General features: G+C 42.7%; 14 protein-coding genes. 11 read left to right on the top strand and 3 right to left on the bottom strand.

What is annotated here, in order from left to right; translation table 11 throughout:
* Positions 1-2 precede the first annotated feature (2 nt).
* The 4 genes from A8709_RS35540 (at position 3) to groL (ending at position 3,613) form a co-directional block, all read left to right on the top strand.
* A complete protein-coding gene (locus A8709_RS35540) occupies positions 3-548 on the top strand; it encodes a twin-arginine translocase TatA/TatE family subunit (protein WP_065857900.1) in 546 nt (181 codons plus the stop codon).
* A 78-nt stretch (positions 549-626) separates the two neighbouring features.
* Positions 627-1,382, top strand: coding sequence for a twin-arginine translocase subunit TatC (gene tatC, locus A8709_RS29215; protein ID WP_065857898.1), 756 nt, complete (start codon positions 627-629; stop codon positions 1,380-1,382).
* Positions 1,383-1,622: 240 nt separating this feature from the next.
* Positions 1,623-1,904 (top strand): co-chaperone GroES, encoded by a 282-nt coding sequence (gene groES, locus A8709_RS29210; RefSeq protein WP_028553854.1) that lies wholly within the window; start codon positions 1,623-1,625, stop codon positions 1,902-1,904.
* A gap of 80 nt (positions 1,905-1,984) precedes the next feature.
* Positions 1,985-3,613, top strand: coding sequence for a chaperonin GroEL (gene groL / locus A8709_RS29205; RefSeq protein ID WP_065857896.1), 1,629 nt, complete (start codon positions 1,985-1,987; stop codon positions 3,611-3,613).
* Positions 3,614-3,936: 323 nt separating this feature from the next.
* Here the strand turns inward: groL and A8709_RS29200 are convergent, their stop codons facing one another.
* Positions 3,937-4,236 (bottom strand): hypothetical protein, encoded by a 300-nt coding sequence (locus A8709_RS29200; RefSeq protein ID WP_065857894.1) that lies wholly within the window; start codon positions 4,234-4,236, stop codon positions 3,937-3,939.
* 16 nt (positions 4,237-4,252) lie between these two features.
* Positions 4,253-4,519 carry a hypothetical protein gene (locus A8709_RS29195; RefSeq protein WP_065857892.1) on the bottom strand — a complete coding sequence of 89 codons (267 nt, stop codon included), beginning with the start codon at positions 4,517-4,519 and terminating at the stop codon, positions 4,253-4,255.
* Between the two features lie 529 nt (positions 4,520-5,048).
* On the opposite strand from A8709_RS29195, the gene A8709_RS29185 reads away from it, so the two are divergent.
* The 3 genes from A8709_RS29185 to A8709_RS29175 all read left to right on the top strand — a co-directional run bounded on the left by A8709_RS29185 (position 5,049) and on the right by A8709_RS29175 (position 10,152).
* Complete coding sequence (locus A8709_RS29185; protein ID WP_065857889.1) at positions 5,049-5,291, top strand: hypothetical protein; 243 nt, start codon at positions 5,049-5,051, stop codon at positions 5,289-5,291.
* A gap of 122 nt (positions 5,292-5,413) precedes the next feature.
* Positions 5,414-7,003, top strand: a complete 1,590-nt coding sequence (locus A8709_RS29180) for an SWIM zinc finger family protein (protein ID WP_065857887.1) — start codon at positions 5,414-5,416, stop codon at positions 7,001-7,003.
* Positions 7,004-7,017: 14 nt separating this feature from the next.
* Positions 7,018-10,152, top strand: coding sequence for a DEAD/DEAH box helicase (locus tag A8709_RS29175; RefSeq protein ID WP_167357203.1), 3,135 nt, complete (start codon positions 7,018-7,020; stop codon positions 10,150-10,152).
* Positions 10,153-10,185: 33 nt separating this feature from the next.
* On the opposite strand, the gene A8709_RS29170 is transcribed toward A8709_RS29175, so the two are convergent.
* Complete coding sequence (locus A8709_RS29170) at positions 10,186-12,714, bottom strand: O-antigen ligase family protein (RefSeq protein ID WP_084225597.1); 2,529 nt, start codon at positions 12,712-12,714, stop codon at positions 10,186-10,188.
* 191 nt (positions 12,715-12,905) lie between these two features.
* Between A8709_RS29170 and A8709_RS29165 the strand changes: the two genes are divergently transcribed.
* From A8709_RS29165 to wecB, 4 genes are read left to right on the top strand one after another with little or no spacing between them, the layout of a single operon-like run.
* Positions 12,906-13,721 (top strand): glycosyltransferase family 2 protein, encoded by an 816-nt coding sequence (locus A8709_RS29165; protein WP_065858717.1) that lies wholly within the window; start codon positions 12,906-12,908, stop codon positions 13,719-13,721.
* Complete coding sequence (locus tag A8709_RS29160; RefSeq protein WP_065857883.1) at positions 13,718-14,728, top strand: glycosyltransferase family 2 protein; 1,011 nt, start codon at positions 13,718-13,720, stop codon at positions 14,726-14,728. Before A8709_RS29165 ends, A8709_RS29160 begins: the two co-directional genes overlap by 4 nt.
* A gap of 49 nt (positions 14,729-14,777) precedes the next feature.
* Positions 14,778-15,809: a polysaccharide biosynthesis protein gene (locus A8709_RS29155; protein WP_065857881.1), complete on the top strand. Its 1,032-nt coding sequence runs from the start codon at positions 14,778-14,780 to the stop codon at positions 15,807-15,809.
* Position 15,810: 1 nt separating this feature from the next.
* Positions 15,811-16,932, top strand: a complete 1,122-nt coding sequence (gene wecB, locus A8709_RS29150; protein ID WP_065857879.1) for a non-hydrolyzing UDP-N-acetylglucosamine 2-epimerase — start codon at positions 15,811-15,813, stop codon at positions 16,930-16,932.
* Positions 16,933-16,936 lie beyond the last annotated feature (4 nt).

Below are 16,936 nucleotides of genomic sequence, written 5' to 3'. Positions count from 1 at the left end.
GTATGTTTCAAAATATAGGATTTAGCGAGCTTTTATTGATCGCAGTCGTTGCCCTTGTGCTCTTCGGACCGCAAAAGCTCCCGGAAATCGGGCGCATGCTGGGCAAAACGCTGAGGGATTTCAAGCAAGCCGCGAATGAGTTGATGAAAGATGAGCCGAAACCGCCGCAAGTATCACAAGCAACAAGCGCTCCACTCGTGCCTGATCCGGTTTCACCTGTCGTGGTGGCAGGGAATCCTGCACAGGACGAGGTGGTTGCAGACGAGTCGATAGCGCCCCTTACGTCGAATCCTGTACAGGTTACGGAGAGAGACGCATCAGACCGGGCTGAAGATGCTTTACGTATGTCCACGGAGAAGCCTGCGGTGGCCTTCGTCACAAACAAGTCTTCGAAGGCTATTCTCGTCACAGGCTCGCCAGTAACGGCTGAGAGCATACCATCCGCAGCGGATGTGTTGGCCTCCGCTCCTGCACAAGCCTCGGCACCTACCCCGGCGCAGGCGCAGCAGCCAGGCAGCACTAGCAATGTCCGGCGGTTACCGGACTAGCGGTACATTTTAAGCATTTTAGCATAAGAAGTGGTTCAACCTAGCAGGTTGTTGGCACTAGATTAGGTAGGTGGAAGCATGTTAAATGATGAAATGTCGCTCGTAGAGCACCTTGGTGAGCTGCGTAAGCGAATTATGTGGATATTAGTTGTACTGGTCGTCGGCATGGTAGGCGGACTTGTTGCAGCGAAACCGATTATTCGGTACCTCAAAAGTATCCCGCCAGCCAGAGATATCGGTTGGAACGTATTCTCGCCTTGGGATGCCCTGCGCTTGTATATGAATTTCGGTTTAGCGGTTGGGATTCTAATCACATTGCCTGTTATTCTGTATCATATATGGGCCTTCGTGAAGCCAGGCTTGCGTGAAACGGAGCAGAAAGCTTCGCTCGTTTATGTACCTTATGCGTTTTTACTATTTTTGATCGGACTCTCCTTCGGATATTGGGTTGTGTTTCCGATGGCCTTTTACTTTACTTCTTCAATTAGTAAGAGCCTTGAAATCAATGAAATGTATGGTGCTGCGCAGTACTTTACGTTCATGTTCAACATCATTCTTCCGTTGGCCTGTGTTTTCGAAATGCCGATTGTCGTGATGTTCCTGACGAAAATTAAGCTGTTGAATCCGAAGCGTCTGCATAAGTTTAGAAGATACGCCTACATGCTCATGGTGGTACTGGCTACGGTTATTACCCCTCCAGATGCCATTTCGGCCATCTTAGTTTCAGTTCCGCTCATTATTTTGTATGAGTTCAGTGTGTTTATGTCCGGTTTCATTTATCGCAAGCAGCTTGCTAAAGATGCGGCCTGGGAACTGGAGTTCGGTCCTAAATAAGAAAGAAACCATGAAAATTGTCTACCTGCCGGGTAGGCTTTTTTTTATTCGTAAAGGGAATATTTGGTTGCCATTTGGATAGAATGAGGGGGGTGTCCTCAAGAATGAAAAATGTGTAAAAGGACTTGCAAATTACTCCCGGAATGAGTATCATAAGAGGTGTTGTTAGCACTAAACACATTCGAGTGCTAATAAATGAAATTTAACTAAGACCAATTTTCTAAAGGAGGCTATTTTTCCATGATCAGACCGTTAGGTGATCGAGTAATCATTGAAGCCGTTGCGAAAGAGGAGACTACAGCAAGTGGCATCGTGCTGCCAGATACAGCTAAAGAAAAACCACAAGAAGGTAAAGTTGTAGCCGTTGGCGCTGGCGCGTTGAAAGATGGCGTACGCGTTCCGCTTGAAGTAAGCGAAGGCGACCGCATCATTTTCTCCAAATACGCTGGAACTGAAGTGAAATACGAAGGCCGCGAACTGTTGATCTTGCGCGAAAGCGACATCCTCGCTGTATTAGCCTAAGTTAGAGCAGCATATAGATCGGCAAGACGTTTTTTGAACAATGAATCTTTAGGTTTTTTAATTAGAGGAGGTTTCCTATCGTGGCAAAAGAAATTAAGTTCAGTGAAGATGCACGCCGCGCGATGCTTCGCGGGGTTGATGCTTTGGCGAATGCCGTTAAAGTAACTCTAGGTCCAAAAGGCCGTAACGTTGTACTTGAGAAAAAATTTGGCAGCCCGTTGATCACAAATGACGGTGTTACTATCGCGAAAGAAATCGAGCTTGAAGATGCTTTCGAAAACATGGGAGCTCAACTTGTTAAAGAAGTTGCTACCAAAACAAACGATGTTGCCGGTGACGGTACAACAACTGCAACGGTTCTAGCGCAAGCGATGATCCGTGAAGGTCTGAAAAACGTTACTGCAGGCGCTAACCCAATGGTTATCCGCAAAGGTATCGAGAAAGCTGTTAAAGCCGCTATCGAAGAGCTTCAAGTTATTGCTAAGCCGATCGAAGGCAAACAATCCATTGCACAAGTTGCGGCAATCTCTGCTGCTGACGATGAAGTAGGCGAATTGATCGCTGAAGCTATGGAAAAAGTAGGTAAAGACGGTGTTATCACAGTTGAAGAATCCAAAGGCTTCTTGACGGAGCTTGAGGTTGTAGAAGGTATGCAATTCGACCGTGGGTACACATCCCCATACATGATCACAGATACGGATAAAATGGAAGCTGTTCTGGACAACCCGTACATCTTGATCACAGACAAAAAAATCTCGAACATCCAAGAAATCTTGCCTGTTCTTGAAAAAGTGGTTCAATCCGGTAAACAACTTCTAATCATCGCTGAAGACGTTGATGGCGAAGCGCAAGCAACGCTTGTTGTGAACAGACTTCGTGGCACATTCACTTGCGTAGCTGTTAAAGCGCCAGGTTTCGGTGACCGTCGTAAAGCTATGCTAGGCGATATCGCTGCTCTTACAGGCGGCCAAGTGATCACGGAAGAGCTTGGATTGGATCTTAAATCCACGACTCCTGATCAACTAGGTAGCGCTCGTCAAATCCGTGTTACTAAAGAAAACACAATCATCGTTGATGGTGCTGGTAACCCGAAAGACATCGCAGCTCGCGTTACACAAATCCGTTCCCAATTGGAAGAAACAACTTCCGAGTTCGATAAAGAAAAACTACAAGAGCGTTTGGCTAAACTTTCTGGCGGCGTAGCTGTTATCAAAGTTGGCGCAGCGACTGAAACTGAATTGAAAGAGCGCAAACTTCGCATCGAAGATGCTTTGAACGCGACTCGTGCAGCAGTTGAAGAAGGTATCGTTTCTGGTGGTGGTACTGCCCTAGTTAACGTATACAACGCAGTAGCGAAAGTAGTAGCAACTGGTGATGAGCAAACGGGTGTTAACATCATCCTTCGTTCCCTTGAAGAGCCAGTTCGCACAATCGCAGCTAACGCTGGTCAAGAAGGCTCCGTTATCGTTGAGCGCTTGAAAAACGAAAAAGTAGGCATCGGCTACAATGCAGCAACTGGACAATGGGTAAACATGTTCGAAGCTGGTATCGTTGACCCTGCGAAAGTAACACGTTCCGCACTTCAAAACGCAGCATCTGTTGCAGCTATGTTCTTGACTACTGAAGCGGTAATCGCTGATAAGCCAGAAGCAAGCAAACCAGGTATGCCTGATATGGGCGGCATGGGCGGTATGGGTGGAATGATGTAAGAAGCTCTTAGAGCTTCTACATATGTAGTGAAAAAAGACTCCTTCGGGGGTCTTTTTTTTGATTTTTTTCTTTTGCGAAATAATGGGATAACATACAGCTAATTTCGTGTTAATTTTGATTTCTGTAGGAATAAATGGAAAACACGCAGTTAATTTCAGGGATTTGTCTCAAAAACGGCGAAAACTCCAAAAATACCTACCTATTTTCCAGTTAATCATCAAATTTCAGCTGGAATCGGGAAAATAACTGGAGGATTTCCATTTAGAACGTATGTTCCGTTTGGAGTGAAAATAAAAAGCCCAGCGGGGCTACAAAGTTGGCGTTATCTGTGTTTTAGCTTGTCAATTTCAATTGCGTGTTCAACGAGTTGTTTATCGAACACATTAAAGTGATGCGCAAAGGTTTGGTGTTCTGATGCTAAACTTTTTTGGGCTGTTTCTAGTTGCTTGACATCATCACGCGTTTCTAGGACTGCTTGTTTAATTAGAGGAATGTCAGATACTAAGGCTTCTATTGAATCCAGGCGGCTATTCATTTCTTTATGTATGGATTTCATTTCTGATTGTTCCGCTTTAATTTCTTTTAATTCTTCTAGAATTTGTATCAGTAATTGCTCACTCAAGTTGAAATCTTCCTTTCTAATTTCTAGGTGTACGAGATTCTTCGACTTGAAGCATTGTATTGTCAAGATCAGATTCATTGAGCTTTACACGGCGGTCCAACTTCTTAAAGTTAACACTCGTCTCGCTACAAAACGTTTGAATGGTAGTCTTAATGTCATCAGTCTGAGTATTCGTTGATTTTACAATGTCGATGAGTTGTACAAGTAAATTTTCTTTTTGATCTAACCGAGAATTAACCTTCTGTATTTCTCCGATGAGAATATCTAGCTTTTTGTCACTCATTCGCCCAACTTCTTATGCAGATATTTCTAATGCTTTTGCTTTAGTAAGTATATGTCTTCCTCGATTTTTGTGATCTTATTTCTTTGAAAATCTAAACGGTCATTCATCGAATGTATTACTTTGAGAAGTCGGTTATTTGAATCGATGTTTTCGAGATGATGTGATTCCATTGTATGTTGGATACGATCAATTTTTGCGTCCATTCTTTCCAACTGGAGCATCATTTTGTTAAGTAATTCCTCCATTTGTTATGTATCACCTCATTACTTTCAATGGTTGATGCTGGGAGTGACAAGAACCTATTCCTAATTATACAGCGCAATTTCCAGCCTGTGAACGATAACCTAAATTTACTTATGTTTACTCATAGGTATCTGCCACATAGCCTGGCTACCCTCATTCTGCTTGGACATTCACCTGCTTGGCCCATACGCGATAGCCTATTTATGGAAAAGATAGGCATTGGTACACTCTCTGGACTAGGGTTAGGCGTATACTATCTCAAACTAACAGAGGAGTTGACTCATCCATGGCTTTACAACCCAATCAAGGTAAACAATTTCAGTGTCCACCTGCTGACCCGATAATGACAGATCCAGAAAGAGTGATCAGAGATTTCTATCATCCGCAAAAGGTTCAAGTCATTCATCCGATTCAAATTGTAAATCGCCATCACTGTGTACCGGTATATGAGCATGTGTATACCTGCACAGAAACCGATGAGTACTGTGGCACTCACCCGCATCCGCATCAAGGTATGCTGCGCAAGTAAATCGAAGAGCACTTCCCGAGGAGAATCTTCCATGATTCTTTGCGGGGGGTGTTTTTTTGTAGGAAGAAAAGATTATATAATGGATAGATGCAAGTGGATTGAATTACGGGGGATTTAGCGACATGGAAGAGTTAGTTATCGATTGGTCATCGTGGTTGGGGCGGATACGTCCGAAATTTGATAAGGTTATCCTCACGAGAGGTTGGAAATATTTCAAAGATGGTGCTGTAGGCGCTATTCAAGTGGAAGGCACCTCGATTATAAAAGCAAGAGCAAGTGGATCACGGAGCTATAAGGTCAGTTTGGACCTCACCAATTTTACGCGAAGCCATTGTTCATGTCCGTATGGTTATTATTGTAAGCATATGGCTGCTGTGCTTTTTGAGGTGGCGAAGCAGGGGGGCTATGATCCTGAAGAATTTAGAAATGGGGACAAGCAGGCGCCACAGAAAATGGAAGGCGAACGGGAAGTTCCTATTTCGAAACTGTATAAACAAGAAGAGAAATTCCCACAACCTACAGATAGCTGTGCAATGTGGCAGACTTATTTTCATAAACAATTCGGTAATTCAAAGATATATAATGCGTTTAGCCTTGAGGAAGTGTGCATTCGCGCTTGGCGGGAGCTTAATAAGCTGGCAGATACATGGGAGTCAACGATTCGAAGTGTATATGATATTTCGGTGGCCCTGTATGTGATCCAGCTTTGCAATAAGCTAGTCGAGTCCAAGGCAATCACTAATGATTACAATTCGAATGCGAAGTATTATGTGAAACGTGTTTTAAATCATGCCCGTGAACAATTGGAAGCAACACTTCAGCAGATGGATGTTAACCGAGCGTACAAGCAGTATGGGGAGCATCTGAAGGAATTATCCGTATATTTGACGGACATTTGTGAGCATGGCTCAAGCTCCTATCTGTATGACTGGATTACATTGTATAAACTGCTTTGGTCGCAGTTATTTCAAGATAAGGACATGATGGAGGTAGAGACAGCGAGACTCAGACAGCTGCTTTCCGATCCAAATACGAGTGATCGAGCACATCATGCAGGAACACTTAGCTGCATTCACTTGGATATTTGTAAAGGTGATGACGAGAACGCTTGGGAACGGGCAGAAACAGAAATGTTTGAAATAGAGCCTGATGATTGGTTCGATTATTTGAAGAGATTTGTGTTTGAAAGTCAGTGGGATCGCTTGTTGGCATGGTTACGGTGGCTAAAACCGAAAATGTCTTGGAATGATCATGAGCATGTCAATGATTTTCTGGATTTCTGGCGGCTAGCTGGGGCGCATCGGGACGTAGAGGCTGAGCACAGGGAGGTGATGGTATCGCTTTTGCCTCAGAGCTATGAGTACTATGCGAAGTATCTTGTGACGAATGGCGAGTATCAGGCATGGGCTGATCTATGTCTGCTCCTGGATCTTTCGACGATGCACATCGATTCAGCGCAGCTCAAACTCGTTGAGAAGGCGAATGTTCGGTACCTTTTGCCCATATATCACCAAGGGGTAGAGGCTTATATGGAGGGTAAAAATCGCCCCGATTATATTCAAGCTGTTAAGCTGTTAAAGAAGCTGGCGGCTGCGTATAAAAAGCTGAAGCTGACATCTCGTTTCGAAGTGTACTTGGCGCAAATCGTGAAGCAATACGCGAAATATCGTGCTTTCAATGAAGAGTTAAGGAAAGGAAACATAATCCCATGATAACCTTATCACCCATGTATATGAAAATTCAAAGGCTCCCATCGGGGAGTTTTGCGTTATATGGAGAAACCGAGGAAGCGAATGCCCTGCCTGCTCATCTGTTGCGAAAGCTGCTTTTTGCATGGCATGAGCGTTCATTCTATGGTACGCAGTTAGAAGTGACTCGTATTGCGTATGGCGACGCGATCGTGCTGTCCCCGGCCATGGCTTTGGATTATTTACGTGAACCAGGCGTGCTTCTGCATAGCCGCTTATCATGGGAAGATGGGTTTACCGTGCTGCAAAAAGGAGCCGTTCTTCTGGGAGAAGCACTCGAAGCTGGCTGGTATGTACCTTCTTATGAGCTGTGGCTCAAAGGGGAAACTGGTTGGGAGATGCGACTGCCGGCGGGGCAACAGCAAAGATTGACGGAGTTAATCTCCGGGGAGTTCCCGGCGAGTTTGTGGCAGGGATGGTTCAGCAGCATCGTAGAGGAACTGTTGGGCACGGATACCGAGTTCGAGCTTACTCAGACGTGGCCAGGCAAGTTGCAAGCTCATAGATTACTGCGTGTGGACGATCCTGGATTTGAGGCTATACAAGCGGAAGCAGCTTGGATGCAGGAGGCGGACTGGCTATTTGCGATAGGTTGGGAACAAGACGATGCGCCATATCGGATCTGTGTGCAGCTTGTTGAGCCGTATGCGGAAACCTATGTGGACGGTACAACCACAGCGAAGGATAATGCTGCGGATTGGCGATTACGTTTTATTGCGCAGGATCGTTCGGATGTCAATCGGTTCGTGGAGTTTAGTACCACGGGTAATGTTTTAGTTGGAGCGGTGCCTGCTGCTTGGCGAGATGATATTGGGGATAAGCTGATGGAGCAAGCCAAGCGATTCCTGCGGATTCTGCCAGAGCTTGAAAGCACATTTCAGCCAGGCAAAATCATGGAGCAGCTGTCGGATGATCAGGCGTGGACGTTTTTGACGGAGTCCAGTTTACAGCTGGTTGCGGCGGGTATTTCTGTCTTTTTACCATCGTGGTGGGAAGAGATTCAGAAGATGCGGCCTCAGTTGAAAGCGAAGCTGAAGAGTTCCGTGGGTCAGGCGCGTAAAGCGATGTTTGGCATGGATCAGATCATGCAGTTCGACTGGCGAGTGGCATTGGGGGGCGTAGATTTATCTGAAGATGAGTTTATGCAAATGGCTTTGGATAAAAAGCGGTTGATATATATGCGAGGCAAATGGGTGCAGTTGGATCCGGCTTATTTGGAACAAATTAAGGATGCCATGAAGCAGGTGGAGAAGAAAAAGGGACTCTCCTTCCGAGATGTGTTGGAGCTTCATTTGTTAGAGAGTGATGAAGAAAATGCTTCGGATGAAGAGGTTGGCGACGCTAAGCAAGATTCATTGAAGATTCGTGTTGAATTGAACAGCAACTTGCGTGGTTTAATGAAGCAGCTGAATCAGACGAAGTCGATTCCACTTGTGGGGCGGATGGAGGAATTACAAGCGGAGCTTAGACCTTATCAGGTACAGGGCGTTTCATGGCTGTTGTTCCTGCGCGGTTTCGGGCTAGGGGGCTGTCTTGCAGATGATATGGGACTTGGGAAAACGATCCAGTTTATTGCGTATTTGTTGCGGGTGAGGGAGGAGAATAAAACGAACTCAAAACCTTCCTTGCTCATCTGTCCGACTTCTGTGCTTGGAAACTGGCAGAAAGAGATAGCTCGGTTCGCACCTACGCTGAAGATACACCTTCATTATGGGGCGCAGCGGGCAAAAGGAGAAGCTTTTACGGCATCGCTGGAGGAGGTTGATTTGGTGATCACTTCCTACAACCTTGCCCAGTTGGATGAAGAAGAATTGACTGCAGTAACGTGGGACACGCTTTGCTTAGACGAGGCTCAAAATATCAAAAACGCTTATACAAAGCAATCGCAAGCGATCCGCAAGTTCACGGCAGGTCATCGGATCGCTTTGACGGGAACACCGATCGAGAATCGATTGACTGAGTTATGGTCGATTTTTGACTTTGTGAACCCGGGATATCTCGGGACACTAACGGCTTTTAACCGCCAATATGTAGGTCCGATTGAGAAAAATGGCGATGGTGCGAGGGAACTGACCTCTCGCGTTCAGCGGTTGATTCGACCTTTCCTGTTGAGACGGGTTAAGAAAGATCCCGCCATACAATTGGATTTACCAGATAAATATGAGGGAAAAGCTTACGTGAGGCTCACCCCAGAGCAGGGGGCGTTGTACGAGAACGTCGTGCAGAACTTGATGGAGAAGCTTGAGGTTATGGGGAGGGATCAGAAGAAGAACAGTTTGAATGAAGTAGGGACACGGGAAAATATGAGTGGTATTGAGAAGAAGGGATTGATACTTACCGCATTGATGAAATTGAAGCAGATCTGTGATCATCCGGGGTTGTTTTTGAAGGATGGTGTGGGTGTGGTTGCGAGGGCGAGTAGGGGAGCGGAAGCGAGAACGGAAGGGAGTAAGGGGGGAAGAGCGGGTACCGGTACGGGAGCAAATGCAGGAGTGAGTGCTGAAGCGGATGGAAGAGCACAGCGCGGCGCACTCGTCGCCGCGGGTGGGAGAGCACGCTCAGCGAAGCTGGAGCGGCTGGTTGAAATGATCGACGAACTTAGGAGTGAAGGAGGCAGCTGCCTCATTTTCACCCAGTTCGTCGAGATGGGCCACCTGCTCCAAGCTGCGCTGGGGCAGGCGCTCAGTGAGCCCGTGCAGTTCTTGCACGGGGGTGTGTCTAAGGCGAAGCGCGACGCGATGGTCGCGCGCTTCCAGAACGAGACGCTCCCTGCAGAGGAGCGCTGCCACATCTTCATCCTCTCGCTGAAAGCAGGAGGAACGGGGTTGAACCTCACAGCGGCGAATCATGTCTTCCACTACGACCGCTGGTGGAATCCCGCCGTGGAGAATCAGGCCACGGATCGCGCTTTTCGCATCGGGCAAACGCGCAACGTGCAGGTGCACAAGTTTGTTACGCTCGGCACGCTCGAAGAGCGCATCGACGAGATGATCGGGCGTAAGCAGGGCCTCAGTGACCAAATCGTCGGCAGCGGCGAGAACTGGGTCACGGAGATGTCGACAAGCGAGCTGCGCGAGCTTTTCGCCTTGCGGCGCGACTGGATCGAGAAATAGAAAAGGCGCCACATCGCTGTGGCACCTTTTTTTCTATTTCGTTGGGAATGTAGCTGCCATAATGGCATCAATATTTTGCTTCTCATTAGGATCCTTCGCAATAAGCTTATCCATAAGCGCTTGATCCTTGGAGCCTTGTTTCTGTATGGCTGCCAAATACCATCTAATTAACACGCGATTGACTTGGTCATCCATATTGTCTGTCATGTGTGGTTTAATCAGGGCAACGGCATTTGTATAATCGCCGCGCATGTAGCTGATTTGTCCCACATTCAATGCCATAGTCGGAGTAACTGCGAATTCGCGGCCTTGTATCTGATCTTTTGGAAGGTTTTTTAGAGAATCGATTTTAGTCAAAACCGTGTTATAAGTAACTAAAGCTTTATCGAGAATCGAATTGAACCCAGCCGTATCACCTTTGGTTTGTGCTTGATTAGCGAGGTCAATACTGAGCGACATACTCTTCTCATACATGTCTGTGTACCACGGGTAGTTCGGAATTTGCGCATTGGCCCATTCATAAGCGTCCTGAAGTTTACCTTTCAGAAGAAGCATATTCAACTGTTGCATAGCAACGGCACGGTTATGGGGTTCCTTTTTCAACAATTGCGCCATCAGGTCTTGTGCTTGTGTGAAGAAAGGCTCACTCTTCGTAGAGTCGTTAGGGTTTTCCTTCTGGGTTTGATTGTAAACCTGAAGGAGAATACCAATGCGGCTTACTTGACCTGTTAACAAATAATCCGGATGTCCAGGATGTAACGAAATCGCTTTATCAAGCGGTGTCACAATTTGATTGTAATCCTTACTTGTTTTAATGACTTCCAGTGTCTGCTTATAGTCTCCATTTGCCGATAGTAGCTGCGCTGAGATAAAAAACATCACAAGTGAAGCAATCCCAATAGCAGCAGGGAACGACTTATGGATCAAAATTGAATGTGATTTTAGCTTGAGTGGGCTAGAAGAACTATTGCTCAGCATCCCACCAAGTGCGAGGAAGAGAATCGCTCCCATGTAAACATAGCTCAAATCGAAGTCAATCATGCTGTGGGCTAAAAGTGAGATTACGATAATGAAAAATAGAAAGTGCAAATCACGCTTTTCTTGCGAACTTTTGATATAGCTTCGAATATAGAAAAAGCTAACAGCAATGACGAAACCGATAAAAGCTAAGAATCCAAGTGCACCAGCCTCAACTAAATATTGAAGAGCGAAGTTGTGAGCTTGACGACTTGTATAAGGATTATTTTGATACTTCTCATATAAAGAAGCCCAAGCTCCGCCACCAGCACCAAGAATGGGATAGTCTTTCCACAGCTTAATCGCATCTTTATAAAATGTTCCACGTTCCAACACGCTGTTTTGCTGAAAGTTAATATTCTCAATCCGTGTTCTGACATTGTCCGGAAGTAGATTCTTAACACCAGTATCACTAAAGATAAGAATAGCCCCAATAAGTCCAATAACAATTGTAACAATTGGAAGAATAAATGTTGCATACTTTTTAGAATCGAATCGATTTAAAATACGCTCCAACCAAGGTTGAACAAAGACTTGAATAGTGATAGACAATACTGTGAAAACTATTGATGCAAGTAGTAAAATAGACCAGCCATGCCAAGATTCTGAAGCACTAGTTTGTTTCTGTAGTCCAATGCCAATATCGGATACTTTTTGCAAAATCACGAGAGATGTAATAAAAGCTAGTACCAGTTGAATCAGAGCTAAGATTTGACGACTTATTTTAAAGAAGAATAGCATTATGAGGACAATTACAGGGATTACGACAATCGCACCGCGCGACAATGTCAACCAGAAGGAAACAATTGTGGGAACTAATAAGAATGCATGTGGGAGAACCACGTACCATTTACGGGATTTAATTATAAAAAATAAAGAGCTTAATATTAGAGTTATTAGCAAAGCTGCGTATGTATTAGCATACTGAAATACCGAAGTTAAGCGCGATCCATTAACATCAGTCAAAACTGCGTCGCGGTAAAGATTGGAATTGGTTCCATCCATAAAAGCAAACCATTTAACTAAATGACCAGCAAAAGATCCGTTGCCTAGCCAATATAGAAGTCCGAATACGACTATAAAATATCCAGAGATCATGAATAAACGTGCAATAATTACAGTGCCTATCTTATTTCTAGTAAGAAATACACCCAAAATAAAGAAAGTTGCATATAACATTTGGATGTAAACCATATTTGTTGCCAAGTAGTGTGAAGCTGCATTTGACAAAGATATGATATAGGTCAAAGGCATCATAAATACAAGAATTGTGAGGACATCTTTCTTTTCCTGTAGTTTAAAAACAAAAAATGCAAGAATAGCAATGAGCAATAAAATAATAGATGACCATACTGAAGCTGAATAGATAGATCGTTCGAAATCGATTGTTCCACCATTAAACAACGCTCTTTGAAATGGTGCCCAAAACATAAACAAGCCCGTAAGTACCACTAACACCCAAAAAATAACAGAGCTCTTCTCTGTCGTTATTGTTCCATTTGATTTTGCACGCGATGCCGCGTAGGCATTCTTACTTGCACTCATTCAGGACAGTCTCCTTCTTCGCTAAAGTTCGACTTCATTTTAGCATACTTGGAAGAAGGTTTCCAAATGATTAATCGTAATTTGTAGTATTACTAACTGTGTTTTTGCTATAATCGAATCTATGGATGTTTAGGATACTAACTTATTATAAATTTGGGGTATTACTGGTATAGGAGAAAAGTAGAGTGACTATGGTTTCAGTTATTATGAGTGTTTTTAATACTAGTGATGTAAAAGTGCTTCAACGTTCAATTCATTCAATTATATCCCAAACTTTTTCTGATTTTGAATTTATTATTTGTGACGATGGTTCTACTGATGGTACTTACGAAGTGCTTGCGACTATTTGTAAAAGCGATAGAAGAATCAAGCTTATTAGAAATGAAACAAACTTGAAAGCGGCCATGGCCCGAAATCGTTGTATATCTCTAAGCAAAGGAAAGTACATAGCGATTATGGACGCAGACGATTGTTCCGTAGTAAATAGACTTCAAACTCAGTTAGATTTTCTAGAGAATAATAAGGAATTTGACTTTGTCGGAAGTAGTGCCGATTTATACAATGAGATTGGAATATGGGGCCACCGCAAATATAATAAATACCCTGAAAACAAAGATTTTCTGTTTGTATTACCATTTGTCCACGCTTCGGTTATGTTTCGTAAGAAGGCTCTTGAAGAAGTCGGCGGATATCGTGTTGCAAAAGAAACGAATCGAACTGAGGATTACGATTTGTTTATGCGTTTATATGCGAATGGTAATAAAGGAGCGAATCTTGAAGATATGTTATACTTGGTCCAAGAGGATCAAGCTTTGTATAAACGAAGAAAATATCATCACAAATTTAATGAAGCTATAGTAAGATATAAAGGTTTTCGCGCACTTGGATTGATGCCGCGAAGCTTTTTATATGTCATTAAACCGCTTGTAGTAGGTTTGATTCCATTGTCACTACTTAACCAGCTGAAAGATATGTATTATAAGAATAAAAAGTTGGTGGATAAATGATCAGCCCAAAAGTATCTATCGTTATCCCTGTTTATAATGGATCAAATTTCTTAAAGGAAGCTATTGACAGCGCATTGGCACAGACATATTCAAACATTGAGGTTATTGTTGTAAATGATGGCTCAAAAGATGATGGTGCAACCGAGACTATTGCTAGGTCATATGGAGATAGGATTCGTTATTTCTCAAAGATTAATGGGGGCGTGTCGACAGCTTTAAACTTAGGAATAAAAGAAATGACAGGCGATTATTTTTCTTGGCTGAGTCATGATGATATGTACAAGCCTGAAAAGGTAGCGAGGCAAATTGAATTTATACAAAGCCTAGAAGGTAGCGATAAGATAAACACCATAATTTATGGTGGCTTTGAATTAATTAACGATAGATCCAAAACTATTGATGTTATAGATTACTCTAAGCTATATGGAAATTCTCAGCTATCGGCCTCACTTTTTCCGGTTTTTAGAGGTCTTGCCAATGGTTGTACCATGCTTATTCCTAAAAGCCATTTCGATCGGGTTGGTTTGTTTGATGTTGGTTTAAGAACGACTCAAGATTACGAGTTATGGTTTAGAATGTTCCGTGGGGTTACAGTTAAATTTAGTCCTGGTATCTACCTCAAATCACGTGTTCATTCGAATCAGACTGGTAAAACAAATAAGGAACATACAAATGAATGCGAGAAATTGTGGATATCTATGTTGGATACAGTGAGCTATGATGAAATGTGTGAGATGGAAGGCACACCCTATCATTTTTATATAAGAACAGCAGAATTTCTAAGAAAACATTCTACTTACTTAGCAGCCGAAGAACATTCAAGAAATCTTGCGGAAATGGAGATTGTCCGAAATAGTGGTGAAATACCAATAGAGAAAATTCGATCCACAGTTCCTTTCTCCATGTCTACCGGTGGGATTTTATATAAAGTTCTGAGAATTATACAATATGTTAGAAACAATGGACTCTTTATGACTTCCAAAAGAATATTAAAGAAGTTTTACTGACTCAAGTCAATTTCAACACTGATTAAGATTAGAATTTAGGAGTGAGAAAATGTTTAAAGATAAAACGTTACTTATTACTGGTGGTACAGGTTCTTTTGGTAATGCCGTCCTACGACGGTTTTTAAACAGTGATATTAAGGAAATTCGTATATTTTCTCGTGATGAGAAGAAACAGGACGATCTTCGAAATGAATATAAGAATCCGAAAATAAAATTCTATGTTGGGGATGTTCGTGAATATTCAAGCATATCAGCAGCTATGGGCGGCGTTGATTACGTTTTTCACGCAGCAGCCCTAAAGCAGGTGCCTTCCTGCGAGTTCTTTCCCTTGGAAGCTGTTCGAACAAACGTACTTGGAACCGAAAATGTTCTAAATGCTGCAATCGCTAATCAAGTAAAAAAAGTTATATGCCTTTCTACTGATAAAGCAGTATATCCAATAAATGCTATGGGAATGTCTAAAGCTATGATGGAGAAGTTAGCTGTTTCTAAGGCCAGAATGGGAACAAATCATAACACGGTTATTTCCGTCACGCGATATGGCAATGTAATGGCGTCTCGCGGATCAGTTATTCCACTTTTCACCAAGCAACTGAAAACGGGGCAGTCTTTAACAATTACTGATCCTAACATGACAAGATTTATGATGTCACTAGATGATGCAATAGATTTGGTTTTGTTTGCCTTTGAACATGCTAAAGGAGGGGAGCTTTTTATACAAAAAGCCCCGGCTGCCACAATCGAAGTATTGGCAGAGGCTATGCGTGAAGTATTCGATATTAACGCCGACATTACTTGTATTGGAACACGCCATGGTGAAAAAGTATACGAGACTCTCCTAACTCGAGAAGAAAATGTAAAAGCATCTGATTTAGGTCGATACTACATGGTTCCAATGGATGATCGTGACTTAAATTACGGCAAGTTTTTTGTGGACGGAGAAAAAATAATTACAGAAGCAGAAGACTACAATTCTCACAATACTGAAAGGTTAAATAAAGATCATATGGTCGATATGCTTAAGAAACTAGATTATATACAGAATGAACTAAAAACCAAATCATATGGTGAGGGTTATTAATATGAAGGTTATGACTATTGTTGGAACACGTCCAGAAATTATTAAGCTAAGCTGCGTAATTGAAGAGCTGGATAAATATACAGAGCACATTCTAGTCCACACTGGACAAAATTATGACTACGAATTAAATGAAATATTTTTTACAGGCATGGGGATTCGGAAACCTGATATTTTTCTTGAAGCTGTGGGTAACACTGCAGCTGAGACGATTGGTAACGTTATTATTAAAACAGATGAACTATTTAAGAAAATTAATCCAGATGCTGTTCTACTGTATGGCGATACGAATTCTTGCTTATCAGTAATTTCAGCTAAAAGAAACAAAATACCTATATTTCATATGGAAGCTGGTAATCGTTGCTTTGATCAAAGAGTGCCTGAGGAAATCAATCGAAAAATTGTTGATCAGTTAAGCGATATTAATATGACATTAACAGAACATGCACGCCGATATTTAATTGATGAAGGAATTAGACCTGAAACAATTATTAAAACTGGCTCAAGTATGAAAGAAGTGTTGGAAAGACAAGCCGATAAAATAATCAACAGTGATGTACTGACACGATTAAAGCTCGCTAAAAGTGATTATTTTGTTGTTAGCGCTCACCGTGAAGAGAATATTGATTCTCCGACGAATGTTAGGGATTTAGTCGACTCTCTTAATGCCATCGCTGAGACTTATTCGAAAAGAATTATCGTATCAACTCATCCGAGAACGCAAAAATTGATTGAACGAGGAAATTTTAATTTCAATAGTTTAGTTGAATTAATGAAACCTTTAGGATTTGCTGATTATATCAAGCTTCAGCAGAATGCTTTTTGTGTAATTTCAGATAGCGGCACAATTACAGAGGAGTCTTCAATTCTGCATTTCCCTGCGATTACTATAAGACAAGCACATGAGCGACCAGAGGGAATGGATGAAGGCACGCTTGTAATGTCCGGTTTAAAGAAAAGTAATGTATTGGATGCCATTAATCTTGTGGTTTCTCAGTATACTGAAAATAAACAGCCATTTAAAACTGTTTCGGACTATGACACTGATAATGTATCCAAAAAAGTTGTGAGAATTATCCTTAGTTATACAGATTATGTTAATCGAACGGTTTGGAAAAAAGACTAGTAAA

This window comes from Paenibacillus pectinilyticus, assembly GCF_001700435.1.
Lineage (GTDB): Bacteria > Bacillota > Bacilli > Paenibacillales > NBRC-103111 > Paenibacillus_E > Paenibacillus_E pectinilyticus.
The sequence above is the reverse complement of the archived record's forward strand: the minus strand, read 5'-3'. Positions and strand labels throughout refer to the sequence as shown.